At 65.0% G+C, this 26321-nt stretch carries 20 protein-coding genes; 11 read left to right on the top strand and 9 right to left on the bottom strand.

All coding sequences use genetic code 11. The features are described 5' to 3' along the window. Positions 1 to 17: 17 nt before the first annotated feature. Genes ACMGE0_RS02780 through ACMGE0_RS02770 form a run of 3 tightly spaced genes read right to left on the bottom strand, consistent with a single transcriptional unit; the run spans position 18 to position 3703 of the window. Positions 18 to 1052 (bottom strand): ABC transporter ATP-binding protein, encoded by a 1035-nt coding sequence (locus ACMGE0_RS02780; RefSeq protein WP_436814329.1) that lies wholly within the window; start codon positions 1050 to 1052, stop codon positions 18 to 20. Next, complete coding sequence (locus ACMGE0_RS02775) at positions 1049 to 2632, bottom strand: ABC transporter permease (RefSeq protein WP_436814328.1); 1584 nt, start codon at positions 2630 to 2632, stop codon at positions 1049 to 1051. The genes ACMGE0_RS02780 and ACMGE0_RS02775 overlap by 4 nt, the downstream gene beginning before the upstream one ends. 54 nt (positions 2633 to 2686) lie before the next feature. Continuing rightward, a complete protein-coding gene (locus ACMGE0_RS02770; RefSeq protein ID WP_436814327.1) occupies positions 2687 to 3703 on the bottom strand; it encodes an iron ABC transporter substrate-binding protein in 1017 nt (338 codons plus the stop codon). Between the two features lie 167 nt (positions 3704 to 3870). Between ACMGE0_RS02770 and ACMGE0_RS02765 the strand changes: the two genes are divergently transcribed. From ACMGE0_RS02765 to ACMGE0_RS02755, 3 genes are all read left to right on the top strand, one after another. Next, positions 3871 to 5943 (top strand): ATP-dependent helicase, encoded by a 2073-nt coding sequence (locus tag ACMGE0_RS02765; RefSeq protein WP_436814326.1) that lies wholly within the window; start codon positions 3871 to 3873, stop codon positions 5941 to 5943. Between the two features lie 55 nt (positions 5944 to 5998). After that, complete coding sequence (locus tag ACMGE0_RS02760; protein WP_436814325.1) at positions 5999 to 7051, top strand: dipeptidase; 1053 nt, start codon at positions 5999 to 6001, stop codon at positions 7049 to 7051. A 113-nt stretch (positions 7052 to 7164) separates the two neighbouring features. After that, positions 7165 to 7875 carry an alpha/beta fold hydrolase gene (locus tag ACMGE0_RS02755; RefSeq protein WP_436814324.1) on the top strand — a complete coding sequence of 237 codons (711 nt, stop codon included), beginning with the start codon at positions 7165 to 7167 and terminating at the stop codon, positions 7873 to 7875. Between the two features lie 77 nt (positions 7876 to 7952). Here ACMGE0_RS02755 and ACMGE0_RS02750 read toward each other — a convergent pair whose 3' ends face one another. The 6 genes from ACMGE0_RS02750 to ACMGE0_RS02725 form a co-directional block, all read right to left on the bottom strand. Beyond that, the gene (locus ACMGE0_RS02750; RefSeq protein ID WP_436814323.1) at positions 7953 to 8207 is read right to left on the bottom strand and encodes a type II toxin-antitoxin system ParD family antitoxin; all 255 of its coding nucleotides are present in this window, start codon (positions 8205 to 8207) and stop codon (positions 7953 to 7955) included. Between the two features lie 67 nt (positions 8208 to 8274). Beyond that, positions 8275 to 8988, bottom strand: a complete 714-nt coding sequence (locus tag ACMGE0_RS02745; protein ID WP_436814322.1) for a DUF1003 domain-containing protein — start codon at positions 8986 to 8988, stop codon at positions 8275 to 8277. Between the two features lies 1 nt (position 8989). Next, positions 8990 to 10768: an ABC transporter ATP-binding protein/permease gene (locus ACMGE0_RS02740; RefSeq protein WP_436814321.1), complete on the bottom strand. Its 1779-nt coding sequence runs from the start codon at positions 10766 to 10768 to the stop codon at positions 8990 to 8992. A gap of 114 nt (positions 10769 to 10882) precedes the next feature. Beyond that, positions 10883 to 13351: a TonB-dependent receptor gene (locus ACMGE0_RS02735; RefSeq protein WP_436814320.1), complete on the bottom strand. Its 2469-nt coding sequence runs from the start codon at positions 13349 to 13351 to the stop codon at positions 10883 to 10885. A gap of 131 nt (positions 13352 to 13482) precedes the next feature. Then, entirely contained in the window at positions 13483 to 14472 is a 990-nt protein-coding gene (locus ACMGE0_RS02730) for a FecR family protein (RefSeq protein WP_436814319.1), read from the bottom strand. Further along, complete coding sequence (locus tag ACMGE0_RS02725; RefSeq protein ID WP_436814318.1) at positions 14469 to 14984, bottom strand: sigma-70 family RNA polymerase sigma factor; 516 nt, start codon at positions 14982 to 14984, stop codon at positions 14469 to 14471. Before ACMGE0_RS02725 ends, ACMGE0_RS02730 begins: the two co-directional genes overlap by 4 nt. A 273-nt stretch (positions 14985 to 15257) precedes the next feature. On the opposite strand from ACMGE0_RS02725, the gene ACMGE0_RS02720 reads away from it, so the two are divergent. The 8 genes from ACMGE0_RS02720 (at position 15258) to ACMGE0_RS02685 (ending at position 26319) form a co-directional block, all read left to right on the top strand. Then, positions 15258 to 15896, top strand: a complete 639-nt coding sequence (locus tag ACMGE0_RS02720; RefSeq protein ID WP_436814317.1) for a TetR/AcrR family transcriptional regulator — start codon at positions 15258 to 15260, stop codon at positions 15894 to 15896. After that, positions 15893 to 16858 carry an HlyD family secretion protein gene (locus tag ACMGE0_RS02715; protein WP_436814316.1) on the top strand — a complete coding sequence of 322 codons (966 nt, stop codon included), beginning with the start codon at positions 15893 to 15895 and terminating at the stop codon, positions 16856 to 16858. The genes ACMGE0_RS02720 and ACMGE0_RS02715 overlap by 4 nt, the downstream gene beginning before the upstream one ends. After that, positions 16855 to 17820 (top strand): ABC transporter ATP-binding protein, encoded by a 966-nt coding sequence (locus ACMGE0_RS02710; RefSeq protein WP_436814315.1) that lies wholly within the window; start codon positions 16855 to 16857, stop codon positions 17818 to 17820. Before ACMGE0_RS02715 ends, ACMGE0_RS02710 begins: the two co-directional genes overlap by 4 nt. Next, positions 17817 to 18962 carry an ABC transporter permease gene (locus ACMGE0_RS02705; RefSeq protein WP_436814314.1) on the top strand — a complete coding sequence of 382 codons (1146 nt, stop codon included), beginning with the start codon at positions 17817 to 17819 and terminating at the stop codon, positions 18960 to 18962. Before ACMGE0_RS02710 ends, ACMGE0_RS02705 begins: the two co-directional genes overlap by 4 nt. A 94-nt stretch (positions 18963 to 19056) precedes the next feature. Next, positions 19057 to 19521, top strand: coding sequence for a cupin domain-containing protein (locus ACMGE0_RS02700; RefSeq protein ID WP_436814313.1), 465 nt, complete (start codon positions 19057 to 19059; stop codon positions 19519 to 19521). Positions 19522 to 19676: 155 nt separating this feature from the next. Next, complete coding sequence (locus tag ACMGE0_RS02695; RefSeq protein WP_436814312.1) at positions 19677 to 23003, top strand: transglutaminase family protein; 3327 nt, start codon at positions 19677 to 19679, stop codon at positions 23001 to 23003. Between the two features lie 9 nt (positions 23004 to 23012). Beyond that, positions 23013 to 25424, top strand: coding sequence for a circularly permuted type 2 ATP-grasp protein (locus ACMGE0_RS02690; protein ID WP_436814311.1), 2412 nt, complete (start codon positions 23013 to 23015; stop codon positions 25422 to 25424). Positions 25425 to 25437: 13 nt separating this feature from the next. Further along, positions 25438 to 26319 carry a transglutaminase family protein gene (locus tag ACMGE0_RS02685; RefSeq protein ID WP_436814310.1) on the top strand — a complete coding sequence of 294 codons (882 nt, stop codon included), beginning with the start codon at positions 25438 to 25440 and terminating at the stop codon, positions 26317 to 26319. Positions 26320 to 26321 lie beyond the last annotated feature (2 nt).

Raw genomic sequence — 26321 nt, 5'->3', positions numbered from 1 at the left:
GGTTCCCGGGTTCCACTCTACTGGCGAAAGACGTGCGCCCTGCCCGAAACGCCGATCGTCACCTGGTCGCCGGCGGCAAGCGCCTCGCGGCTCGGAATGTCGAGCCGGATGGAGATGTCGGTGCCGCGGAGCGCGATCCGTACATCCGAGGTGGGGCCGCAGAAATTGATCTCGGCGATCGTGCCGGAAACGCCCTCCCCGCCGCCGCCCGTTACGGAAAGCTGCTCGGGCCGGAGCATGATCTCGGCGCTTCCCCGATAGGCGGCGTCATCCACCGGCAGGACACCCAGCAAACTTTCCGCCCGGCCCTCGGCGATCGCCGCCGGCAGTACGATCGCCTCGCCCAGGAAAGCGGCCGTCGCCGGATCGACCGGCCTCGAATAGACCTCCCGCGGCGAGCCGACCTGCGCGAACTTTCCGGCCCGCATCACCGCCACCTGGTCGGCGAAGGCGAGCGCCTCCGCCTGGTCGTGGGTCACCAGAAGCGTGGTGATGCCGGCCGCCGTCAGCACGTCCGTCACCGCCTTGCGGGTCGCGGCGCGCAGGCCGGTATCGAGCGCCGAGAAGGGTTCGTCGAGCAGCATCAGGCGCGGCTTGCGGGCAAGCGCGCGGGCAAGCGCCACGCGCTGCTGCTGGCCGCCCGAAAGCTGGTCCGGCTTGCGCGACAGCATGGCGCGGTCGAGGCCTACCATGTCCATCAGCTCCGCCGCGCTCGCTTCCTTCGCCGCCCTTTCCGTCTCCATTCCGAAGCCGATGTTCTGCAAAACGGTGAGATGCGGGAAGAGGCAGCCGTCCTGCGCCACGATGCCGATCCCGCGCTTGTGGGCCGGCACCTGCGAAGCGCCGTCCGTCAGCACCCGGTCGCCGAACACGATGCTGCCCGCATCCGGCTGATCGAAACCGGCGACGAGGCGCAGAAGCGTGGTCTTGCCGCAGCCGGAAGGCCCGACGATCGCCGTGCGGCTGCCGGCTGCGACGGAAAGGCCGACGCCGTCGAGCGCGGCGACCGCGCCGTAATGTTTGCGCAAGGAGGTCAGTTGGAGAAGCGTCATCGTCCGGCGATCTTTTTGGACTGGGAGTAGAGAAGCCACGTGAGCGGCATGGAGAAGACGACCATCAGCAGCGCATAGGGCGCGGCGCCCGCATAGTCGATCTCGCCCGTCAGCGCCCAGAAGGCCATGGCGAGCGTGCGCGTGCCGTTCGGCGCCAGCATCTGGGTGGCGGTGAGTTCGTTCATGATGCCGAGGGAAGCAAGCGCCGCGCCCGCCGCCGCACCGGGCGCCGCAAGCCTGACCGTCGTCGCCCAGAGCGCATTGCCCGGCGAGCGGCCGAGGCTCGCCGCCGCCTGTTCGAGCTCCACCGGCACCTGCGCGATGCTGGCGCGCAGGCTGACCAGAGCCCGCGGCAGGAACATGACGACATAGGCGAGCACGATGGTCGCCACCGTCTGATAAAGCGGCAGCATGACCCGCACGGTGACGGTGACGAGCGCCAGCGCCACGACCACGCCCGGCATGGAGCTTGCGAGATAATAGCATCCTTCGAGGAAGCGGCTGGCCCTGGTCGGCCGGCGCACGGAGAGCCAGGCAATCGGCACGGCGGCGGCGGTCGTCGCGATCCCGCCGATCAGGCAGATGACGAGCGTCTGCCAGAGCGCCAGCCCGATCTCGCCCATCCGCCAGATGCCCGAGCCTCCGGCGATCAGCCAGCGGCTAAGGGTGAGCGCCGGAATGCCGAGCGAAAAGGCGGCCACGACGAGCGGCAGCAGCAGGCAGGGATATTTCCAGCGTCCGAGCTTCGTGATCTTCGGCCGCCGCGCGACGCCGGGGCCGAGCCGCGCATAACGGCGGCGGCCGCGCAAACCCGCCTCCAGGCCCAGGAGCACGAAGCAGCAGAGCACGAGCACCAGTGCCAGCATATGGGCGGCGACGCCGTTATAGGTCGACTGGAACTGGTCGAGGATCGCCGTCGTGAACGTGTCGAAGCGGATCATCGCATAGAGCCCGTATTCGGCGAGCAGATGCAGGCCGATCAGCAGCGCTCCGCCGCAAAGCGCCAGGCGTAACTGCGGCAGCACGACGCGCCGGAAGACCGCGAAAGGCGCGAGCCCGAGCGATGCCGCCTGGTCCTCCAGAGCCGGATCGAGCAGCCGGAAGGCGGCGGAGACGGGAAGATAGAGGAAGGGGAAATAGGCGACGACGGAGATCACCACGCCGCCGGAAAGCCCGTGAAGGCCCGGCCACATGCCGACCCAGGCATAGGAATGCACGAAGGCCGGCACGGCGAGCGGCGCCACCGCAAGCCAGGACCAGAGCCGCGCCCCCGGCAGGTCGCTGCGCTCCGTCAGCCAGGCCAGCGAAACCGCAAGCACCGCGCAGATCGGAATGGTGAAAAGAACGAGCAGGACGGTGTTGACCATCAGGCCGCCGACCCGCTGGCGGAAGATCAGTTGAGATGCCGTCTCCCAGCCCGTCGCCACGGTCGCCCAGAGCACGAAGCCGAGCGGCAGCAGCGCCACCAGAGCCACCGTCACCGCAATGATCAGCGTCCAGGACGATGCCGCCGGCAGACGCCGCGGCACGACTGGAACGCTGGTTTCGGCGATGGAACTCATGGAAGACCCGAGAAGCATGAGACATCGCAGGTACGCCCTGCGATGTCTCCGCGCAACATGTTTTGAACCCTCTTAAAGCAGGCCGGCCGCGGTCATCATGTCGGTGACCTTGGCATTGTTGAGCGTCGAGGCTTCGACCTTCGGCGCCTGCAGGTCGGCGAGCGGCACCAGCGCCTTGTTGGAAGCCTCGCCCTTGCCGACGGCATATTCATAGGACGTGCCGTCTCGCAGCACGGCCTGACCGCCCTTGCCGGTCACCCATTTCAGGAAAGCCTGGGCCTGTTCCTTGTGCTTGGAGGAGGCAAGGATGCCGCCGCCCGAGATGGAGACGAAAGCGCCCGGATCCTCGTTCTTGAAATAATGCAGCGAGACATTGTTGCTGTTTTCACCGGTCTTCGCCTGATCGCCGAAATAGTAGTAGTGGTAGATCAGCGCGCCTTCCGTCTGGCCGGCATTGACGGCCTTCATGGCGGTCGAGTTGCCGCGGTAAGCGGTGAAGTTTTCCTTCATGCCCTTCAGCCATTCCGCCGTCGCCTCTTCCCCCTTGAGCTGCAGCAGCGCGCCGACGATCGCCTGAAAATCGGCGCCCGACGGAGACGCGGCCCAGCGGCCCTTCCATTCGGGCTTGGCCAGGTCGAGCATGGATTTCGGCAGCGTGTCCCCGGAAAGCTTCGTCTTGTCATAGGCGAACACAGTCGAACGGGCCGCGATGCCGATCCAGTGCCCGTTCGCGGGCCGGAACTGTTCCGGAACCTGGTCGAGCGTCGCCTGGTCGACCGGCTCGAAGAGACCCTTGCCGTCGACCAGCGCCATGGCGGGCGAATTTTCGGTGAGGAAGACGTCGGCTGGCGAATCGGCGCCTTCCTGGACGATCTGGTTGGCGAATTCGAGGTCGGAGCCGTTGCGCACCGTCACGACGATGCCCGTCTCTTCCGTGAAGGCATCGACCCATTCCCTGGCCAGTCCCTCGTGCTGGGCATTGTAGATCGTGATGCTGTCGGCGACCTGCGCCGAAGCCGGCGTCGAAAGGGCGAGAACGGAAAAGGCGAGCGCGGCAATGCCGGCCGGCAGAACGGATGAAGTTTTCAAGATCGCCTCCAGGACAAGATTGACGAAGCGTCATTACGAAATGGGGAGAATAGCGGTCAAGTTAAGGCAGGGCCGAAGACGTACCCAAATGCGTGAATGCAGGCGATGGGATGCGAATCAGCTATTGCTCGTTCGAACGCATCGGGAACAGACCTTCGGAAACAGGAATGGCAGCAGTCGCCTATCTGGAAAAATTGAACGACGCACAGCGGCGCGCGGTGGAGCACGGTTCGGATGTGCCGAAGGGCGGTCCGGCCGGTCCGCTGCTGGTGATAGCCGGTGCCGGCTCGGGCAAGACCAACACGCTCGCCCACCGCGTCGCGCATCTGATCGTCTCCGGCGCCGATCCGCGCCGCATCCTGCTCATGACCTTTTCAAGACGCGCGGCTTCCGAAATGGGCCGCCGCGTCGAGCGCATCTGCGCACAGGTGCTCGGCAAAAATGCAGGCATCATGACCGACGCGCTTGCCTGGGCCAGCACCTTCCACGGCATCGGCGCGCGGCTCTTGCGCATGCATGCCGCTGAAATCGGCCTCGACCCGGATTTCACCATTCACGACCGGGAGGATTCCGCCGACCTGATGAACCTCGTGCGCCACGAGCTCGGCTTCTCCAAGACGGAAAGCCGCTTTCCCACCAAGGGCACCTGTCTCGCGATCTATTCCCGCGCGGTGAATTCGGAAACGCCGCTCGATGAAGTGCTGAAGTCGCATTTCCCCTGGTGCTCCGCCTGGGAAAGAGAGCTTCGCGAACTCTTCGCATCCTACGTGGAAGCCAAGCAGGCGCAGAACGTCCTCGATTACGACGACCTGCTCCTCTACTGGGCGCAGATGATGAGCGAGCCGTCGATCGCGGGGGATGTCGGCGGGCGCTTCGATCACGTTCTCGTCGACGAATACCAGGACACCAACCGCCTGCAGTCGTCCATCCTGATGGCGATGAAGCCGGGCGGCCGAGGTCTGACGGTGGTCGGCGACGACGCCCAGTCGATCTATTCCTTCCGCGCCGCGACGATCCGCAACATCCTCGATTTTCCCGGCTCCTTCGATCCGCCGGCCGATATCGTCACGCTCGACCGCAACTACCGCTCGACCAGCACGATTCTCGCCGCCGCCAACGGCGTCATCGAGCTTGCCCGCGAGCGTTTCACCAAGAACCTCTGGACCGAGCGCCAGTCGGAAGAGCGCCCCCGCCTCGTCGCCGTCCGCGACGAAAACGAGCAGGCGAATTACATCGTCGAAAAGATCCTGGAGAACCGCGAGACGGGCATGACGCTGAAGCAACAGGCCGTGCTCTTCCGCTCCTCGCATCATTCCGGCCCGCTGGAGGTGGAGCTTACCCGCCGCAACATCCCCTTCGTGAAATATGGCGGCCTGAAGTTTCTGGACAGCGCCCATGTGAAAGACATGCTGGCGGCGCTGCGCTTTGCGCAGAACCCGCGAGACCGCGTCGCCGGCTTCAGGCTGATGCAGCTCATCCCCGGCATCGGCCCCCAGACGGCCGGAAAGATCCTCGATGCCATCGCTTCCGATCCCGAGCCTCTGGCGGCGCTTCAGGAAATCCCCGCTCCGCCGCGAACCGGTGCCGACTGGCCAGCCTTCGTCGACATGCTCGGTGCGATCCGCAGGGATGAAGGCTGGCCGTCGGAGATCGGCCTTGCCCGTGAATGGTACGAGCCGCATCTCGCCCGCATCCATGAGGACGCCGAAACGCGGAAGGCCGATCTCCTGCAGCTCGAGCAGATCGCCGCGGGCTATACGTCCCGTGAACGCTTCCTCACCGAACTGACGCTCGATCCGCCGGATGCGACAAGCGCCGAATCCGGCACGCCGCTGCTCGACGAGGATTACCTGATCCTTTCGACCATCCATTCGGCCAAGGGCCAGGAATGGCGCTCGGTCTTCCTGCTGAACTGCGTCGACGGCTGCATCCCCTCGGACCTCGGCGTCGGCTCGACCGCCGAGATCGAGGAAGAACGCCGGTTGCTCTATGTCGCGATGACCCGCGCCAAGGATTACCTCCATCTCGTCACCCCGCAGCGCTTCTTCGTGCACGGGCAGGCTTCGCAGGGCGACCGCCACGTCTATGCCGCCCGCACGCGCTTCATTCCCGCGACGCTCCTGCAGTTCTTCGAGACGACCGCGTGGCCGGTCCTCGCCCCCGTGTCGGACGCCGAACGCCAGGCCCGCCACCAAATCCGCATCGACGTCACCGCCCGCATGCGCGGCATGTGGCGGTAACAAAACTGTTCTAGTGCTTGCCCACAACTTGCCCTGAAGAGAGGACCGGAGTCGCATGGACAGTATCGAAGTCTTCGACGGGCACAATGATGCGGTTCAGTTCATGCTGGACTACAAGCCCACCGGTCGGGATTTCCTCATCCGGTCGGAGGCGGGCCATCTCGATCTTCCCCGCGCGCTCGAAGGGCACATGGTCGGCGGGTTATTTGCAATGTATGCCAGGCCGGAGCGCGAGCCGGAAAACGACCTGACGATCACCAGCGACGGATACGAGGTCCGTTATGCCGACGCCGTGCCTTTGGACCACGCCCGCCGGCAGATAGACGGCTATCTTTCCGCCATACGCGCATTGATCCGGCGTTCGAACGGCCGGATGCGCATCGCAACAAGCGTCGACGAGATCAAGGCGGCCCGGGTCGAATCCACCTTTGCCGTCGTGCTTCACATGGAAGGGGCCGAGGCGATCGATCCCGATCTCGACTATCTCCATGCCCTGCACGAAGCGGGTCTCCGATCTCTTGGAATAGTCTGGAGCCGCCCGAACATTTTCGGTCACGGCGTCCCGTTTGCCTATCCGAGGTCGCCAGACACGGGCCCCGGATTGACGGATCTCGGCAGGAATCTGGTCAGGACCTGCAACGCTCTCGGAATCATGATCGATGTTTCGCATCTGAACGAACGCGGGTTCTGGGACGTGGCGGCGTTGAGCACCGCTCCGCTCGTCGCCACCCATGCCTGCGCTCATGCCCTATGCCCATCGACCCGAAACCTCACCGACCGGCAGCTCGACGCCATTCGCGATACGGACGGGGTCATCGGTTTCAACCTCTCCGTCAACGACATCCGTGCCGACGCCCATCTCGATGAAAATACCCCGCTCGACGTCGTGGTTCGCCATATCGACTATCTCATCGAACGCGTCGGCGCGGACAGGGTCGCTCTCGGATCGGACTTCGACGGCACCGTCGTGCCGCGCCAGATCGGGGATGCGAGCGGCCTGCCGCACCTCTTCGATGCTATGCGCAAGGCCGGCTTTGACGAAGAAACATTGCGAAAATTCGCCTTCGACAACTGGCTTCGCGTCTTCGGCCTGACATGGCCGGCCTGACATGATTCGCCTGACTGTCCGATTGGCCTTCTTGTCCCCTCGCCTGCCGCATTGACTTGGCTCCTGCCCGGTGGAACAACCGCCGGCATGTTCTGGTATCGAGGGAGGGGAAGATGGCCGGCCGCAGGATCGTATTGGTGCAGGGCGCCTGGGGTTCGAGCGCCAGTTGGACGCCGGTGGCGGACATCCTGCGCGGACTCGGCCATCAGGTCTTCGTGCCGAGCCTCACGGGGCTTGGCGAACGCACCCACCTCTTTTCGGGCGCGATCAATCTCGACACCCATATCGCCGACGTATCGGGTCTGATCGAAGCGGAAGGCTTCGAAGAATTCGATCTCGTCGGCCACTCCTATGGCGGCATGGTGATAACGGGCGTCGCGGACCGGTTCGCGAGCCGTATCCGCAGCCTGACCTATCTGGACGCCTTCCTGCCGTCGGACGGCCAGTCGGCGCTCGACCTGCTCGGCCCCGAAGTGGCGCTCGCCAATCTCGCGGCGGCCGGGGAGCTGGGCGGCTTTGCCGTCCCGCCGCCCGCCCGCCATGCGACCCGCGTGCCGGAGCACCTGAGGCATTACATGGCCAACCGTTCGCCGCATCCGATCGCGACGATGATCCAGAAGATCAGGCTCACCGGCGCCTACAGGGACATTCAAAAACGTCTCTACGTCTCGGCCACTATCGATCAGTCGGCGATCTTCTCGGGCATCCACGGCAAAGTGAGCACCGATCCGTCCTGGACATCGATGGAAGTACCGAGCGGCCATATGCTGCAGCTCGAAATGCCGGAAGAGATCGCCCGCATCATCCACGACTTCATCGGGTGAAGGGAATATCGAGCGCTCACTCCTTGGAACGATCTCCTCCAGGTCCTGCGCCGCAACAGGCGCGAAACGAACGACCATCAGGAGCGGCGCCCGCTATACTTCGCTTCCAGGCGTGTGAATATCTCATCGGCGGGCAGACCCTCACCGCTCTCGATCCCGGCCCTGATATCGGCCCGCAGCGCTTCAAGCCGCGCCTTCCTTTGCTCCTCACGCTCTTCGAGAAGACGCAGGCTGTCGCGCATGACTTCACTGGCGCTGGCATAACGGCCGCTTCCGACAAGCTGGCGCACGAACCCTTCATAGTGAGGGCCGAGATTGTAGCTGGACGGCATGTTTCGATCCTTCGTTTCGTAGAATTTATTAATTTTTGATAACTCATGCAAAGCCAACTTGGATCAATTACCTCCCGGCCCTGTCCCGCCGCTCCAGCAACTCGATCTGGATCTGCTGCAATTCCGCCAGCCGCTCCCATTGCTTGGCCATCTGGTGGTCGATCTTCTCGTGGAGCTGGCGGATTTCCAGTTCGGCGCGCAGATTGATCATGTAGTCGTTTTCGGCACGCAGCCTGTCCTTCTCCTCCTGCCGCCGCTGGCTCATCATGATCACCGGCGCCTGCAGCGCCGCGATGCAGGAGAGAACCAGGTTCAGCAGGATGAAAGGATAGGGATCGAAGGGCTGCGAGAAGAGGCCGACGACATTGATCCCCATCCACACAGCGAGAATCGCGATAAAAGTGAGGATGAAGGTCCAGGAACCGCCGAACGAGGCGACCTTGTCCGCCACCCGCTCGCCGAATGTGGCGTTGCGGTCGAGCAGGTTGGCGGCGCTCGACTGCACCGTCGAGGCGCCTTTCTCGAAGCTGTCGAGCACCTGGCGGTCGAGTTCGGAAAGCTCGCCGCGCTCCTCCTCCAGCAGCCTCTCCACATAGCGGCGGCGATAGCGGGCAAGGTCCTCGTCGCAGATCAGGCTGTCCGCAACGCAGTCCTTGACCTCCTCGCAGATCATCTCGAAGAGATGCGGCCTGAGCAGCCCGACCTTATGCAGCCGCGTCTGCGGAAATGTCCGGCCGCAGACGATGCACTGCCCGGTTTTCGAAGCCGAATGCCTGCCCATCTCACGCCTCTTCCTTCCGGGATTCGGAAGGCTCCGCAAGCGGCGCCAGATGGAAGAGCCGCGGCGAGAATTTTCTCGAAAACTCCTCCGAGCGGCCGATATAGACGAGCGTCGAGCCTTCGAGGCCGGCAAGCACGTCCACAAGCCGCTCGCCCGTTTCGGGCTCCAGCCCTTCCAGCACGTCGTCCATGATCAGCCAGTCCGGCTTGCGAAGCACCGCGTTGGCGACCGAAAGCGCTGCCTCTTCCTCCTTGTCGAGCAGCCGGTCCCAGCGCTCCACCTCGTCCAGCCGGTGGACAAGGCGCCCCAGCCCGACCTTTTCCAGCGCCTGGACCAGCGCGTCGTCGCCGACGTCCGGAAGCCCGTTGGGATAGCTCATTACCTCCCGCAGCGTCGCCGTCGGCAGATAGTTCTCCTGCGGCATCAGGATCATGCCGTCGGCAAGCGGCAGGCCGATCTCGCCGCTGCCCCAGGGCCAGATGCGCGCGACCGCCAGGAAGAACAGATGCCGGTCCGCGCCCGGGTCGCCGTTGATCATCACCCGCTCGCCCGGCCGGATGAAACACTCGTCTTCCCTCACGCGGATGCCATGCCCCTCCTCGCCGCGGTCCGGCTCGCCGTAGACGCTGACGCCGCAAAGGCTCATCCCCTCCTCCGCCTTCGCCTCGCGATAGGTAATGACCTCGCCCTCCCTCGCCGGCGTATCCATGGCGAGCAGCGCGTTGCGGAAGGAGGAGACGCGCGTCAGCGTCGCCTGCCAGTCGGCGATGACGCTGAAATTGACGACGTACCAGCGGAGCGCCTGATTGACCTGGTTGAAGGCGCCGACCGCCATCATCAGCCCGCCGAAGGAAAGCTCCCCGGAAAAATACATCGGCGAGGCGATGATGATCGGCGCGACCAGCGCCAGCCAGCCGAACCCGGCCGAGACCCAGGTGAGGTTGGCGAGCGCCCAGGCGAGCTGGCGGAGCATTTCGAGCACCCCGTCGATCGCGCCGTGCACCCGCTGACGCTCGTTCGCCTCGCCGCGCGCCAGCGTGATCGGCTTCAGGTTCTCGTTGGCGCGGACAAGCGCCGCCCGCAGGTCCGCCTCCCGCGCATAACGGTCCGCGTTGAGCCGTGGCAGCCGGGCGCCGACCACGTTGCTCAGCACCGAGCCTAAAAGCGCGTAGAGGACCGTCGCCCAGACCATGTAGCCGGGGATCGAGATGGTGCTGTCGCCGAAATGGAAGACGAAGTCCGACGAGATCGCCCAGAGCACGCCGATGAAGCTTGAGAGCAGGATGGTGGAGTTGACGAGCCCGATCGCCAGCGCCGTCGTGTTCTCCGCCAGGATGCGGGTGTCCTCGTGCAGCCGCTGGTCGGGATTGTTGGCGATCGCACCTGCGCCGACGAGTTTCAGCGCCCGTCCCGGCACGAGCCAGACGTCGGAAAGGTCGCGCGCCAGCCCCTCGCGCATGCGCATCGCGGTGATCTGGTTCAGCCATTGCTGGACGACGTTGAGCAGCGTCAGCGAGAAGGCGATGACGGCAAAGACGACGAGCTGGTTCAGGAATTCGGGCATGTCGCGCCGTTCCAGCGCGTCGTAGAACGGCCCGTTCCATTCGTTCAGCCGGTATGTCGCGTAGGTCGTCGCGAAGATCACCGCAAGCAGGGCGGCCGTCAGAGCCAGCACGCGGTTGCGCACGGGCGCATTCCAGAAGGCGCCGCCCATCATGCGGAGCTGGCCGCCCAAGGGAAGCTCGTAGGTATCCAGGGCCTCTTTGGAAATCTGCGACATCTGCTGCGGCTCCTGCGATCATGCTGGTAAAGCCGAAGCCATATCACGGCAAAGCCGCTTGTAAACCACGGGACATCGGCTCCGCTCATATGGGAGCGGAGCCGGCCGATTGCATCAGAACGTCTTCGTGAGGCTCATCCGGAACGTCCGGCCCGGATTGGCGACACCGACGGAGGAGAGCGCACCGACGTAATAGTCGTCCATCACGTTCTCGACGCTGAAGTTGAGCTTCATGTCGTTTTCGAAGTCATAGGAACCGAAAATGTCGACGACCGTATATTTCGGCCAGGTCTGCGGTGCCGAGAAGCCTCCGTTGACGATCTTGCCGCCGGAACGCTCGGATGCGAAATGGGTCCGCGCCCCGAGCGTCAGCTTCTGGTCGAAAGCCCTGATGCCTGCCGTGACGCTGCCTGAATATTCCGGCGGCACGTAGTTGGCGCCATAGTCCGAACCGAGGGCGAACTGCGTGCAGGTGCTCGCCGTTTCGCAATACCGGATATCGGTATAGTAGGTATAGCCGCCTTCCAGGAAGAACGTTCCCGCGTCGTAGCTGGCCGAGAGCTCGACGCCCCTGTAGCGGGCGTGATCGATATTGTCCCACCGATAACCGAAGTCCCAGTCCGGCGGACGGCGCCGGATGATGTAGTCCTCGTATTTGTTGTTGAAGACCGAGGCCTTGAACCGGAGCTTGTCGCCGGCCGTGATGACACCGTCCTTGAGGTAGTTGATGCCGAACTCGATGTTCTTGGCGAGTTCGGGCTGGAGGTTCGGGTTGACCTGCAGCAGGACGCCATAGTTCCAGTGGGATTCGCGCAGGCTCGGCGGGCGGTAGCCTTCCGTGTAGAGGCCGTAGAACTGCAGGCCGTCCAGAGGCTCCACCGTGACGGCGACGTTGGGATTGACGCGGTCGCCGCTGGTCTTCGGGTAGATCGAGAGATAGTCGCCGGCCTCCGACGTGTAGTGATCGTACCGCAGGCCGCCGTCGAGCGTCAGCCAGTCCGTCACTTCGAGGCTTGCCTTGGTGAAACCGCTTGTCAGCGTGCGCTTGCCGATCGGCCCGAAGGACATCCAGGTGCCGAAACTCAGGAAGGATACGGCCTCGGCGTCCTCGTTCAGCACTTCGAACCCGTTCTGCCAGGTCAGCTGGCCGAGCGGCGTGTCGAAGACCGACGTGTTGGAAATATCGCCTCCCTTGGTCAACATGCCGTAGGGCGCCCAGCCGTTCACGCTGCGGCTCACGTCCAGATCGGTCACCCAGCCGTTGATGCGGAGGTCGATCAAAGGGTTGTCGTCCGGATTGTAGCGATATTTCGCCGTATAGGTGTCGACGATCGTATGGGTCAGCGGCAGCTGGTTGCGCTGAGTGGAGGTCGCGAAGGCGAGTTCGTCGATTTCGCCGTAACGCGCGTCATAGCGCATGAAGCCCAGTTGCAGCGAATGCGCATCGCCAAAGCGCAATGTTCCCTTGGCGAGGTAGGAATTGACGTCGAGCGACGTGTTCGGAACCTCCTCCCCCGGATAGGCAGGCGTATTGGAGGCCACGGTCGTCCCGTCCGGCACATGGCTGCCGGCGAAGTAGTTGCCGGCCTTGCGATGCGAATACGCGGCGATGAAATCGTAGTTCTCCTCGGTGACGGCGCCGGCGATGCTGCCCGACCAGGCGTCTCCGTTGATGAAGCCCGGCCGGTCCCGGCCGAGCGGCGGTCCCGGCTCGGATTCAGTTCTGGTATTGCTGCCGATATCCGTCTTGACGCGGAACCCGTAATTCCGCCCCTGCTTGACGATGTCGCTCGCCTCCAATGTGCGGAAATTGATCGAGCCGCCGTTCGCGCCGACGCCGACGCCGCTCGACGGCCCCTTCGAAATGTCGATGCCGCCGATCATGTCGGGATCGACATAGACTTCCTCGCGGTTGCCCACATAGCCGCGATAGCTGCTCGTGGACTGCCGCGCACCGTCGATACTGCTTGCGATGCGGCCCTGCCCCTGCAGGCCGCGGATGTTCGGGGTGATGGACGCGCCGACGCGGCTCCCGGCGGAAATCACGCCCGGCGTCGTGAGAAACATGTCGCTGGCCGAAGTCGGTCGCACGCGGTCGAGCTGTTCCGCCGAAATATAGGAGACCGAGCCGGGCGTTTCGTAGGGCGCATCGGGCGACCCGCCCAGCCCGCGATTGGCGCGCAGCACGATCGGCCGCAGCACCGTGTCGCTGTCGCCGTCCACCGTGCTTGCCGCTCCTTCCACGGCGGAAATCGCCACGACATTCGCACCGGCAAACCGGTAGGAAAGGCCGCTGCCGGCAAGAAGCGCCGAGAGCGCCGCCTCCTGCGACAGGGCCCCATTGACGGCAGGTGCCGTCTTGCCCGCCGCCAGCGACGCCGGATAGGCGAGCTGCAGGCCGGATTGCCGCGCGAACGCGGTGAGCGCGCCGGCCAGCGGCTGCGCCGGAATGTTGAAGTTGTGAATGCGCTGCTGAGCAGTCGCCTGCTGTGCCGATACCTGCGCACGTACCGACGTCGTGTCGGCGACCGACAGAAGCGCCGTCGATCCGATCAGAAGTCCCCAGAAATTCCGCCCCGGCATTCTTTGATAATCCCTGTTTCCATACTCGCTTGCGTGACCTGCGGCATCCCCCGCACACAGGTCCCGATGAACGAGACGGAAAACATGAGTATAATCCTCAATAAATTTTCGAGGATTCTTGCGACCGGAAGCTAAACCTTTGAAATCACCGCGAGATAATTCGAGATATGGCGGACCCGGATGGGCAGGCCGGCAGCCAGCGCGTCGAGCGAGGCGTTCGGCCTGCGCAGGTCGAGCACGGCGTTGACGCCGAGCGCTCCGAGGCTTGCGTCGGTGATGACGATCCAGCCGGGGTGATAGGCGTTGAGAGCCGCGACCACCTGCCCGAGCGGCCGGGCTTCGGCGATATACATGCCGGACATCCAGGCGGTGCCAACCGACGGATCATAGGCCTCGATGGCCCCAAAACCGCCATCGGCCCCGATCACCAGCCTCTGCCCCTCCCGAAGCTCGGCAACGGGCGCCGCATCGTCTTTTCGACGCAGGCGGACCGCATGTTCGGTCACCGCAAGCGCGGTCGCGCCGTCCGGCAGGCTGCGATCGATGTCGAAAGCCGTGCCGAGCGCCGTCATCACCAGACCGCCCGCCTCCACCTCGAAGGGCCGGGCCGGATCGGCGGCAACGTCGAAAAAGGCCTGGCCCGCCGCCAGCACCACCCGCCGCCGGCCCGCCTCATACGCAAGATCGAGCGCCGACATGGCGTTCATATGCACGCGCGAACCGTCCGGCAGGTCGACGATCCGGGTGACCCCGACGCCGGTCTCGTAGTCATGGGCGAAGGCGCCGAAGCGCGAGGCGGCAAACGTGCCGGCCGCAGCGACCGCCGCGACGCCCGTCAGCAGCGAACGCCGGCCAAGGCGCGGCCCCGTTCCGGCGGGACGCACCGCTCCCGTCTTCGGATCCTGGGTCAGGCCGGACGCGCCGTTCCAGATCGCCTCCGCCTCGCGCGCCGCGGCCTCGTGCAGATCGCTCTGGCTTCGCCACGCCGCGAAATCAGCCTCGTCGGCCGCCGTCGCCTCGCCGGAATTCAGCCGCACGATGCGCAGCAGGGCTTCGTCGGAAATCTCGGCCGGAGGGAAACCGGCCAATGGAAAATCTGAAGCAGCGCGGCGCGTGCTCATCCCGCCTCGCTTTCGCGCATCAGGTCGCGGCAATGCATCATCGCCCGCATGATATGCTTTTCGACCATGCTCACCGAAATGCCGAGCCTTGCCGCGATCTCCGGATGGGTGAAGCCTTCGACCTTGTTCAACATGAAGGCCGTGCGGCAGGCGACCGGCAATTCGTTGAGGAAGACGGCAAGCTGCGCCAGCCGGTGCCGCCGCTCGATCTTCGTTTCCGGATGGTCGCCCGCCGCCGTCTCGGCGATCTCCTCGAAGTCGACGCGCCGCGACCACTCCGCCTGCAGCCGGACGATGAAATCGATCGCCGCATGCCGCGTCGCCTTGAAGACGTAGGATTTCGGGTGCTCCACCGCTGTAGCACTCGCACGCCCGGCAATGCGCACATAGACGTTCTGCGCCACGTCCTCGCCGTTCTCCCGGTCGCCGACCAGCCGGGTCGCATAACGCACGATGTCGCGGTGATGCAGCCGGAAAAGCTCCGCCAGCCACTCGTTCAGGCGTACAGGCATCGGCAACCTGCGTCGGAGTTCGGGATCATGGATGTCATCAGGGCCCGGCGGGAACGGCAAATCTAAACTGGTAAATTGAAGTCAAGTTTATATGGGCTGTTTAACGAGGCTGCAAGCCGGTGTTTTGCTGGATGTCCTCGTGCATTCGGCAGCTCCGGCATGATCCGGCCGCTGGGGAATTGCCCGCCGGCCGCTCGCTCACAGTCTCCCCTTGCATATTCCTCATCGAAATGTTAATGACCGACCAGTCAGTCATAAATGAAAGCCGATAGGATGACCGAGAGGAAGAGAGAAAAACGCGATCCTCAGCAGCGCCGGGCGGAAATCCTGGCGGCCGCTTTCGCCTGCTTTTCCGAGCGGGGTTTTGCGGCCACCCGCATGGAGGATGTCGCCGCCCGCGCCGGCATCGCCAAGGGCACGGTCTACCTGCATTTTCCCGACAAGGAGCGGCTCTTCACCGAACTCGTCTCCGGTATCGCCACACCGATCCTCGGCGAGATCGACGGACTGGTACGGAACGAGGCGGTTCCGGCACGCTTCGCGGTCTCGATGTTCTACACCCTTTTCCGGCGTGAAGTGCTGGAGACGGAGCGCCGCCATCTCCTTCGCCTGATTCTCGCCGAAGGACCGATGTTTCCAGCCGTCACGGAATTCTATCACCGGGAGATCATCTCCAGGGGTCTCGGCGTGCTGCGCATCCTCATGAAGCGGGCAGCCGATCGTGGCGAACTCCGCAATCCGGCGCTCGCCGAAATGCCGCAGATCGTCATCTCGCCGGCGCTCATGTCGATCATCTGGACGACGCTCTTCGAGCGGTACGAGCATCTCGACACGCAGAAGCTCTTCGATACTTTCCTCGATACCCTCTTCGTGCCGGCTGAGAACCTGCCATCGGAAGGAGGCGCGAAATGAAACGGATTGTCGTCATCGTCATCCTGGCCGGAGCAGCGCTGGCCGCCTTGCCCTTCCTCTTCGCCGGCAACGGCCAGCGCCCCTATCAGGGCTGGGTGGAAGCGGACACGCTGTTCATCGGCGCCGAAAGCGCCGGCCGTCTCGAAAGGCTCGATGTCGCCGAAGGCCAGGCGATCGCGGCCGGCGCGCCGCTCTTCAAGCTGGAAACGTCGGGCGAGGACGCCGCCGTCGCCGCCGCCCGCGCCGCGCTCGCCCGCTCTCAGGCGGAGCTCGACCTTGCCGAAGCCGCCCAGAAGCGGCCGGAGGAAATCGACGTCCTGCGCGCCTCCGAACGCGAAGCAGCTGCCCGCCTTGAACTCGCCGAGCAGGACCTTGACCGCACCCGCGTGCTGGTCGAACGCGGTACGGCCACCCAGGCAAGCCTCGACACAGCGACCGCCACCGAAGCCGCCAACCGCGCCGCGCTCGACAATGTCCGCAGCCAGATCATCCTCGGCAACCTGCCCGCTCGGGACGAGCAGCTCCGCCAGGCGAAGGAAGCCGTCGCCGCCGCCAGGGCCGATCTTGCCTCCGCCGAGGCCGCGCTCGCCCGCCGCTCCGTCGCGGCCGCGGCCGAGGGCAGCATAGAGACGGTCTACTACCGCACCGGCGAGGTCGTGCCCGCCGGCCGGCCGATCGTGGCGCTGCTGCCGCCGGGCAACATCCGCATCCGCTTCTTCGTGCCGGAACCCGAGGTCGCCCACTTCTCGCTCGGACAGGCGATCCGCGCCGCCTGCGACGCCTGTGAGCCCGCCGAGGCGAAGATCAGCTTCATCGCGAAAAACGCGGAATTCACCCCGCCGGAAATCTACAGCCTCGAAGAGCGCGCCAAGCTCGTCTATCGCGTCGAGGCGATCCCCGCCGATCCGAAGGCGCTGCGTCCCGGCCAGCCGGTCGACGTCTTCGCGGGAGCGCGGCCATGACCGACACAAGCATAGCCCCCGAGACCTACAGGGTTGACGCTCCCGAAACGGTGATCGACGTCCATCACCTGACGAAAAGCTTCGGCGGCCGCAAGGTGGTCGACGACGTCTCCATGTCGGTGAAGAAGGGCCGCATCCACGGTTTTCTCGGCCCCAACGGCTCCGGCAAGACGACGACGATCCGCATGCTCTGCGGCCTCCTGACGCCGGACAGCGGCGACGGCACCTGCCTCGGCTTCGACATCCTCACCGAAAGCGACCGCATCCGCCGTCGCGTCGGCTACATGACCCAGAAGTTCTCCCTTTATCAGGACCTCTCGATCCGCGAGAACCTGGAATTCGTCGCCCGCGTCTATGGCCTCCCCGATGCCCGGGGCAAGGCGAGCGCGGCGATCGAACGCCTCGGGCTCAAGGGCCGCGAGAAGCAGCTTGCGGGAGAACTCTCCGGCGGCTGGAAACAGCGCCTCGCGCTCGGCGCCTGCATCCTGCCGGAGCCGGCGCTGCTGCTCCTCGACGAGCCGACCGCCGGCGTCGATCCCAAGGCCCGCCGCGATTTCTGGAACGAGATCCACACGCTTGCCGCCGATGGCCTCTCCGTGCTGGTCTCGACCCATTACATGGACGAGGCGGAGCGCTGCCACGAGATCGCCTATATCGCCTATGGAAAGCTTCTGGCTGAGGGAACGGTGGACGAGGTGATCGCCGGCACCGGACTGGTGACCTGGACCGTCTCCGGCCCGGACGTCCACCGTCTCCAGGCCGAGCTCGAACATGCGCCCGGCATCGACATGATCGCCCCGTTCGGCACCAGTCTGCATGTCGCCGGCCGCGACCCGCAGGCTCTCGAAAAGGCGATCGCGCCCTACCGCGACAGGCCGGGCCTCAAATGGGAGGAAGGCGAGCCGACGCTGGAGGACGCCTTCATCGACCTGATGCGTCGCTCGGAGGACAATTTCCAATGACGAGCACGACAACGAACGGCAACGGCTCCTTCGGCCGCTTCTGGGCGATGACGGTCAAGGAGTTCATCCAGATGACCCGCGACCGCATCACGCTCGCAACCATGGTCATGCTGCCGATCATGCAGCTTTTCCTGTTCGGCTTCGCGATCAACACGACGCCCCACAACCTGCCGACCGCCGTGCTGATGCGCGAGAATACCGATGTCGGCCGCTCCATCCTCGCGGCGCTCGAAAACACCGATTTCTTCCGGATCGAAACCGTCGTCACCCGCGCCGAGGACATGGACGAGCTCCTGCAATCCGGCAAGGCGCTCTTCGTCGTCGAAATCCCCGAGGGCTTCGAACGGTCGCTCCGCCGCGGCGAGACGCCCTCGCTGCTCGTCGCCGCCGACGCCACCGATCCGGTCGCCTCCTCCTCCGCGCTCGGCGCCCTCTCCGGCATCGTCACGACGGCACTTGCCAACGACCGGCAGATCGAATTCGCCGAACCCACGAAACCGGCCTTCTCGGTCGTCCAGCACCGCCGCTACAATCCGGCCGGATCGTCCACGCTCAACATCGTCCCCGGCCTGCTCGGCACGATCCTGACGATGACGCTTCTGATCTTCACCGCGCTTTCCGTCACCCGCGAAGTGGAGCGCGGCACGATGGAGAACCTTCTCTCCATGCCAATCAAGCCGCTGGAAATCATGCTCGGCAAGATCGCCCCTTACGTGCTGATCGGCCTCGTCCAGGCGCTGCTCATCATCGCCGCCGGCTACCTCGTCTTCCGCGTGCCGATCCTCGGCGATCCGGCCTCGCTGACGGCCGCCACCGCCCTCTTCGTCGTCACCAATCTCTCGATCGGCTACACCTTCTCGACGATCGCCGCCAACCAGCTCCAGGCCATGCAGATGGCCATGATGTTCTTCCTGCCGAACATATTGCTGTCGGGCTTCATGTTCCCCTTTGCGGGCATGCCCAACTGGGCGCAATGGATCGGCGAGGCCCTGCCGCTCACCCACTATATCCGCATCGTCCGCGCCGTCATGCTGAAAGGCGCGAACATCGAGACGCTCGCCTATGACACGGCAGCGCTCGCCGCCCTGATGGCGATCGCCATGCTGATCGCGGTCCGCCGCTTCCGCCGAACGCTCGACTAGGCCGGAATCGGCATCCGACTGATCCACATCGCGGCGCCGATATTGTACCATGAGCAGCAGGCGTAAACTTGGCGCTGACTGCAGGAGGACTGCCATGCCGAAGATAGACATAGCCGCCGTGCCGGAACACAAGGGCTCGGGTTATCCGCCGCCATTCGACATCCCCTGTGCCGAGCGCATGCGGCAGCGGCTGGGCAATGCCGGCGGGCTCGCGGATTTCGGCGTCAATCTCCTGCACCTGCCGCCGGGTAGCTGGTCGAGCCAGCGCCACTGGCATTCGCACGAAGACGAATTTGTCTATGTGCTGGAAGGCGAAGTGACGCTCATCGAGGATGGCGGCGAAACTGTGCTTCGCGCCGGCGATTGCGTCGCCTTTCCGAAAAACAGCGGCAACGGTCATCACATGGTCAACAGGTCAGGCGCAATGGCCCTCCTTCTCGAAGTCGGCTCGCGCTCGTGGGACGACCTGACCACCTATGCCGACATAGACATGATGGTCTCCAATGCCGACGACCGATACGTACGCAAGGATGGCACGCCCTATCCCGAACAGGTCTGACGCGAAACCGCCACCTCGTCCGCCGCCGCTCCGCCGTGCTGCGGGATAAGCTTGAAATCCGCCTTGCATTATTTTCGTGCAGCGCACAAAATCCTTGCAATCATCATCGATCGGCCCTGGGCTGAAACCCCTTCGAACGGCCGGCAAGGGGAACTATGTCGATCAAGGCGAGCATCTATCACCTCACCCATTACAGATACGACAAGCCAGTCCGCCTCGGACCGCAGATCATTCGCCTCAAGCCCGCCGCCCATTCCCGCACCAAGGTCTTGAGCCACTCGCTGAAGGTTACGCCGACCAACCACTTCGTGAACCTGCAGCAGGACCCTTACGGCAATTATCTCGCCCGCTACGTGTTTCCCGACCCGGTGACCGAATTCAAGATCGAGGTCGACTTGATCGCCGACATGACGGTCTACAATCCCTTCGACTTCTTCGTCGAGGAAGAGGCGACCAAGTGGCCGTTCGATTACCCCGAAACGCTGGTCGAGGACCTGTCGATCTACCGCAGGCCGGAACCGGCAACGCCGCTGCTTCAGGCCCTCCTCGATTCGCTGGACCGGTCGCCCGGTCAGACGACGATCGACATGGTCGTCGCCTTGAACGCCCGGCTGCAGCGTGAGATCGGTTACGTCATCCGCATGGAGCCCGGCGTGCAGGAGCCGGAAGAGACGCTGGCCGCCGCCAAGGGCTCCTGCCGCGACACGAGCTGGCTGCTCGTTCAGGTGCTGCGCCATCTCGGCTTCGCCGCCCGTTTCGTTTCCGGCTATCTCATCCAGCTGACGCCGGACCTGAAAGCCCTCGACGGCCCCTCCGGCACGGACGTCGATTTCACCGACCTGCATGCCTGGGCGGAAGTCTACCTCCCCGGCGCCGGCTGGGTCGGCCTCGACCCGACCTCCGGGCTGCTCACCGGCGAAAGCCATATTCCGCTGGCCGCCACGCCGCATTACCGCAATGCCGCGCCGATCTCCGGCGGCTATTACGGCGAGGCTGAGACCACGTTCGCCTTCGACATGAAAGTGTCGCGCGTCGCCGAGCACCCGCGCATCACGAAGCCCTTCTCCGACTCCTCCTGGGAAGCGCTGAACGAGCTCGGCGAAGAGGTCGACCGTGTGCTGCAGACGCAGGACGTGCGGCTGACCATGGGCGGCGAACCCACCTTCGTCTCGATCGACGATTTCGAATCCGACGAGTGGAACACCGCCGCCGTCGGCCCGACCAAGCGCGAGAAGGCGGACATCCTCATCCGCCGGCTTCGCGAGCGCTTCGCGCCGGGCGGCTTCCTGCATTACGGCCAGGGCAAATGGTATCCGGGCGAAAGCCTGCCACGCTGGACCTTCTCGCTCTACTGGCGCAAGGACGGGGTGCCGATCTGGCGCAATCCGGACCTGGTGGCCGAGGAGGGCTGCGACCATGGCGTCACGGAAGACGATTCCGGCAGGCTCCTGACGGCGATTGCCGGCGAACTGGGCATCGACACCGAGATGGTGGTTCCGGCCTTCGAGGACCCGGCGGAATGGATCATCAAGGAAGGCAGCCTGCCGGAAAACGTCGATCCGTCGAATTCGAAGCTCAAGGATCCCGAGGAGCGCAGCCGCATAGCCCGGGTGTTCGAACGCGGCCTGACCCGACCGACGGGCTACATCCTGCCGGTGCAGGCCTGGAATGCCCGCGCCGGCGGCCCGCGCTGGGTGAGCGAGAAGTGGCGTACCCGCCGCGGCCGTATCTTCCTCGTGCCCGGAGACAGCCCCGTCGGCTACCGTCTGCCGCTCGGCACGCTGCCCTATGTGCCGCCGTCGCAATTCCCCTATATCCACGAAGCCGATCCCTCGATCCCGCGAAAACCCCTCCCCGAAGCGATCGTTCCGGCGGGGCGCGCCATGCCGGAAGCGTCCTTCCAGGCGGATGAAACCGTCATCCAGGACCGTGTCGAACAGACGCTGGGCGAGATCGGCGGAGCCGTCCGTACCGCCATTTCCGTCGAACCGCGCGACGGTCGCCTCTGCGTCTTCATGCCGCCGGTGGAACGCATCGAGGACTATCTCGAACTCATTGCGGCCGCGGAAAACGCCGCCGCCGGGCTCGGCCTGCCGGTCCATATCGAAGGCTACGCGCCGCCCCACGACGAGCGCATCAACGTCATCCGCGTGGCGCCCGATCCCGGCGTCATCGAGGTGAACATCCACCCGGCTTCGAGCTGGAAGGAAACGGTCGACGTCACCACCGCGCTTTATGAAGAAGCCCGCCAGAGCCGCCTCGGCGCCGACAAGTTCATGATCGACGGCCGCCACACCGGCACCGGCGGCGGCAACCATGTCGTGGTCGGCGGCGCCAATCCGAACGACAGCCCTTTCCTGCGCCGCCCGGACCTGTTGAAGAGCATCGTGCTGCACTGGCAGCGCCATCCGTCGCTCTCCTATCTTTTCTCGGGCCTCTTCATCGGCCCGACGTCGCAGGCGCCGCGCATCGACGAGGCCCGCCACGATTCGATGTACGAGCTGGAGATCGCGCTGGCCCAGGTGCCTGCGCCGGGCGAAGGCCAGCCGCCCCTGCCCTGGCTTGTCGACCGGCTGTTCCGCAACCTTTTGACCGACGTCACCGGCAACACCCACCGCTCGGAAATCTGCATCGACAAGCTCTTCTCGCCGGACGGCCCGACCGGCCGCCTGGGCCTCATCGAGTTCCGCGGCTTCGAAATGCCGCCGAATGCCCGCATGTCGCTCGCCCAGCAGCTTCTCGTCCGGGCGCTGATCGCCCGCTTTTGGAAGAACCCGATCGCGGGAAAGTTCGTCCGCTGGGGCACGGCGCTCGCCGACCGCTTCATGCTGCCGCACTACGTCTGGGCCGATTTCCTGGACGTGCTTGCCGACCTGCGCGAAAACGGCTTCGACCTCCGCCCCGAATGGTTCGCCGCACAGCTCGAATTCCGCTTCCCCTTCTTCGGCGAGGTGGAATACGAGGGTTCGAAGCTGGAGCTTCGCCAGGCGCTCGAACCCTGGCATGTGATGGGCGAACAAGGGGCGATCGGCGGCACCGTCCGTTATGTCGACTCCTCCGTCGAACGCCTGCAGGTGAAGCTGGAGACCACCAACCCATCGCGCTACGCCGTCGCTTGCAACGGCCGCGCCGTGCCCTTGACGGAAACCGGCGCCTCCGGCGTCTCGGTCGCGGGCGTGCGCTTCAAGGCATGGCAGCCGGCGTCCGGCCTGCATCCGGTCCTGCCGGTCAACTCGCCGCTAACCTTCGACATTTATGATACATGGTCCGGCCGATCGATCGGCGGCTGCATCTACCATGTTGCCCATCCGGGCGGGCGCAATTATGAGACCTTCCCGGTCAACGGCAACGAGGCGGAAGCGCGCCGGCTCTCCCGGTTCGAGCCCTGGGGCCATACGGCGGGGCGCTACACGCTGATGCCGGAAGCGCGCCTGCCCGAATTCCCGCTGACGCTCGATCTGCGCCGGCCGCAAGGAGTATAAGAAGACCCCATGTCCAAGGCACCGGCAACAGAACGCATGAGCGAAGAGGGGATCGCGAACGATCCGATCCTCGGTTATGCCGCATTGCCGGGCACGGCCGACGAGATGCTGGATGCGAACGGCCGGATAAAGCCGGTCTGGCGCAACCTGATCTCGCATCTCGGCCGCATGTCGGAAGGCGAGCTCACCGAGCGTTTCGCCCGCGCCGACCGGTATCTTCGCGATGCCGGCGTCTTCTACCGCACCTACGGCGCGCAAGGCAGCGGCGAGCGCAACTGGCCGATCTCCCATATCCCGGTGCTGATCGACGGCAACGAATGGGAAGCCGTCTCGAAGGGTCTCGTCCAGCGCGCCGAGCTTCTCGAAGCGCTGATCGCCGATATCTACGGCGAGAACAGACTGGTGCAGGAAGGCATCCTGCGGCCGGCGCTGATCGCCGGAAACTCCGAATTCCTGCGGCCGCTGGTCGGCGTCAAGCCGGTCGGCGGCCACTACCTGCATTTCTGTTCCTTCGAGATCGGCCGCGGCCCGGACGGCAACTGGTGGGTGCTTGCCGACCGAACGCAGGCACCGTCCGGCGCAGGTTTCGCGCTGGAAAACCGCGTCGCCACCACCCGAGCCCTTTCCGATATCTATGCCGAGGCGCATGTGCACCGCCTCGCCTCCTTCTTCGGCGCCTTCCGCGATGCCCTGCAGTCGCACAAGCAGTATGGAGAGGACCGGATCGCGGTTCTCTCCCCCGGCCCCGCCAACGAGACCTATTTCGAGCACGCCTATATCGCCCGCTATCTCGGCTTCATGCTCTTGGAAGGCGAAGACCTGACGGTCGTCAACGACCGCGTCATGGTGCGCACCGTCGCGGGCCTGAAGCCGATCGGCGTCCTCTGGCGCCGCCTCGACGCGGCCTATGCCGATCCGCTGGAACTCAACCAGAACTCCCATATCGGCACGCCCGGCATGGTGCAGGCGCTGCGCTCCGGCTCGCTCACCGTCGTCAACGCGCTGGGCTCCGGCATTCTGGAGACCCGCGCGCTCCTCGCCTTCATGCCCACCGTCTGCCGCCGCCTGACCGGCGAAGACCTGATCATGCCGTCGATCGCCACCTGGTGGTGCGGACAGAAGACGGAACGCGAGCATGTCGCGAAGAACATCGAGCGCATGGTCATCGGCCCGGCCTATTCCAGGCTCCCCTTCTTCGACGACAACGGCCAATCGGTGCTCGGCTCCTCGCTGCACAACAGGGCGAAGGGCACGGTCGGCGACTGGCTCGCCTCGGAAGGCACAAAACTCGTCGGCCAGGAGGTCGTGACGCTCTCCACCACGCCGGCTTACGTCGACGGCAAGCTCGTCCCGCGGCCCATGTCGCTGCGCGTCTTCGCCGCCCGCACGGAGCATGGCTGGCAGATCATGCCCGGCGGCTTCGCCCGCATCGGCTCCGGCGACGACGTCGCGGCGATCGCCATGCAGGCCGGCGGCACGGCGGCGGACGTCTGGATCGTCTCCGACAAGCCGGTCGCGAGGCCGACGCTTCTGCCGCCGGAAGAAAGCTTCACCCGCAACATGCCCGGCAGCCTGCCGAGCCGGGCGGCAGACAATCTCTATTGGCTCGGCCGCTATATCGAGCGGGCCGAAGGGGCGCTGCGCATCCTGCGCGCCTGGCACCTGCGTTATGCCGAATCCGCCGATCCTGATGCGCCGCTGCTGGCCGACATCACCCGGTATCTCAAGGGCATCGACATCGAGACGTCGAAGGCGGTGCCGGCGACGCTGCTGCGCAACATCGACAGCGCCATCTATTCGGCGAGCAACATCCGCGACCGCTTCTCGCCGGACGGCTGGCTGGCGCTGACCGACCTTGCCAAGACCGCCCGCCGCTTCCACGAAACCGTGCAGCCCGGCGACGACGCCTCGCATGCCATGACCGTGCTCCTCCGCAAACTCGCGGGCTTCGCCGGTCTGGTGCACGAAAACATGTACCGCTTCACCGGCTGGCGTTTCCTTTCGATCGGCCGCCATCTCGAACGCGGCCTGCACATGACCCGCCTGCTCGGCCACATGTCGGGCCCGGATGCGCCGGACGGCTCGCTCGACATGCTGCTCGAGATCGGCGACAGCGTCATGACCCACCGCCGCCGCTACAACGTCAACACCGCCCGGCTGACGGTCGCCGACCTTCTGGCGCTCGACCCGTTGAACCCGCGTTCGATCCTCTTCCAGCTGAACGAAATCCGTACCGAGGTGGAGCAACTGCCGAACGCCTTCGTCAACGGCCAGATGTCGCCCTTCTACCGCGAGGCGATGCGGCTGCATTCCGGCCTTGCGGTCATGACGCCCGAGGCTATGGGTGAGGAAGTCTACCGGAAACTGGAACAGGAGATGGAGAAGCTGTCCGACATCCTCGGCCAGACTTACTTCAACTGAGGAGAAGGCGGCGATGCTCTACGACCTCTCCCTCCATATGGGCTATGTCTACGACGTGCCGGCCTCCGGCGCCCGCCACGTGATCCGCGTCCTGCCGCTGTCGCTCCCCGACCGGCAGCGGCTGATCGCCGGCTCCGTCACCGTGGCGCCCCATGCCGACGAGAAGACCACGTTCATCGATTTCTTCGGCCAGCAGGCGACCTCGGTGCTGGTCCGGGCGCCGCACGAGCGGCTCGACATCCGCATGCAGGCCCGTGTCATGGTCGAAGCCGCGTCGATGACCGCCGACCTGTCGCCGGAACTCGACAAGCTCAGGGAAGAATTGGCGGGTCTCCGGTCGGTCGACGCCCTGTCGCCGCATCACGTCGCGGGTCCGAGCCCTCGTCTCGCCGAAGAGCCGCAGATCGCCGCCTATGCGCGCGAGACCGTCAGGCCCGGCCAGACGGTGCACGAAATCGCGCTTTCGCTCTGCAACCGCATCCACAAGGATTTCACCTACGACACGAAGGCCACCACCGTCGACACGACGCCGAAGGAGGCCTTCCGGCTGAAGCGCGGCGTCTGCCAGGATTTCGCGCATGTCATGATCGTGGCGCTCCGGAGCCTCGGCATTCCCGCGGGCTATGTCTCGGGCTTCCTGCGCACCATCCCGCCGCCCGGCAAGGAACGGCTCGAAGGCGCCGACGCCATGCATGCCTGGGTGCGCGTCTGGTGCGGCGAGACCATGGGCTATGTCGAGCTCGACCCGACGAACAACATTCCGGCCGGCAGCGACCACATCGTCGTCGCCTACGGCCGCGATTATTCCGATATCGCCCCGGTCATCGGGGTGCTGAAAGGTTACGGAAATCAGAAGGCCGAGCAGGCGGTCGACGTCGTTCCGCTGAAAGGGTGAAA

Source organism: Neorhizobium descurainiae, from assembly GCF_051400715.1.
Classification (GTDB): domain Bacteria; phylum Pseudomonadota; class Alphaproteobacteria; order Rhizobiales; family Rhizobiaceae; genus Neorhizobium.
This window is presented reverse-complemented; position numbering and strand designations above follow the sequence as displayed.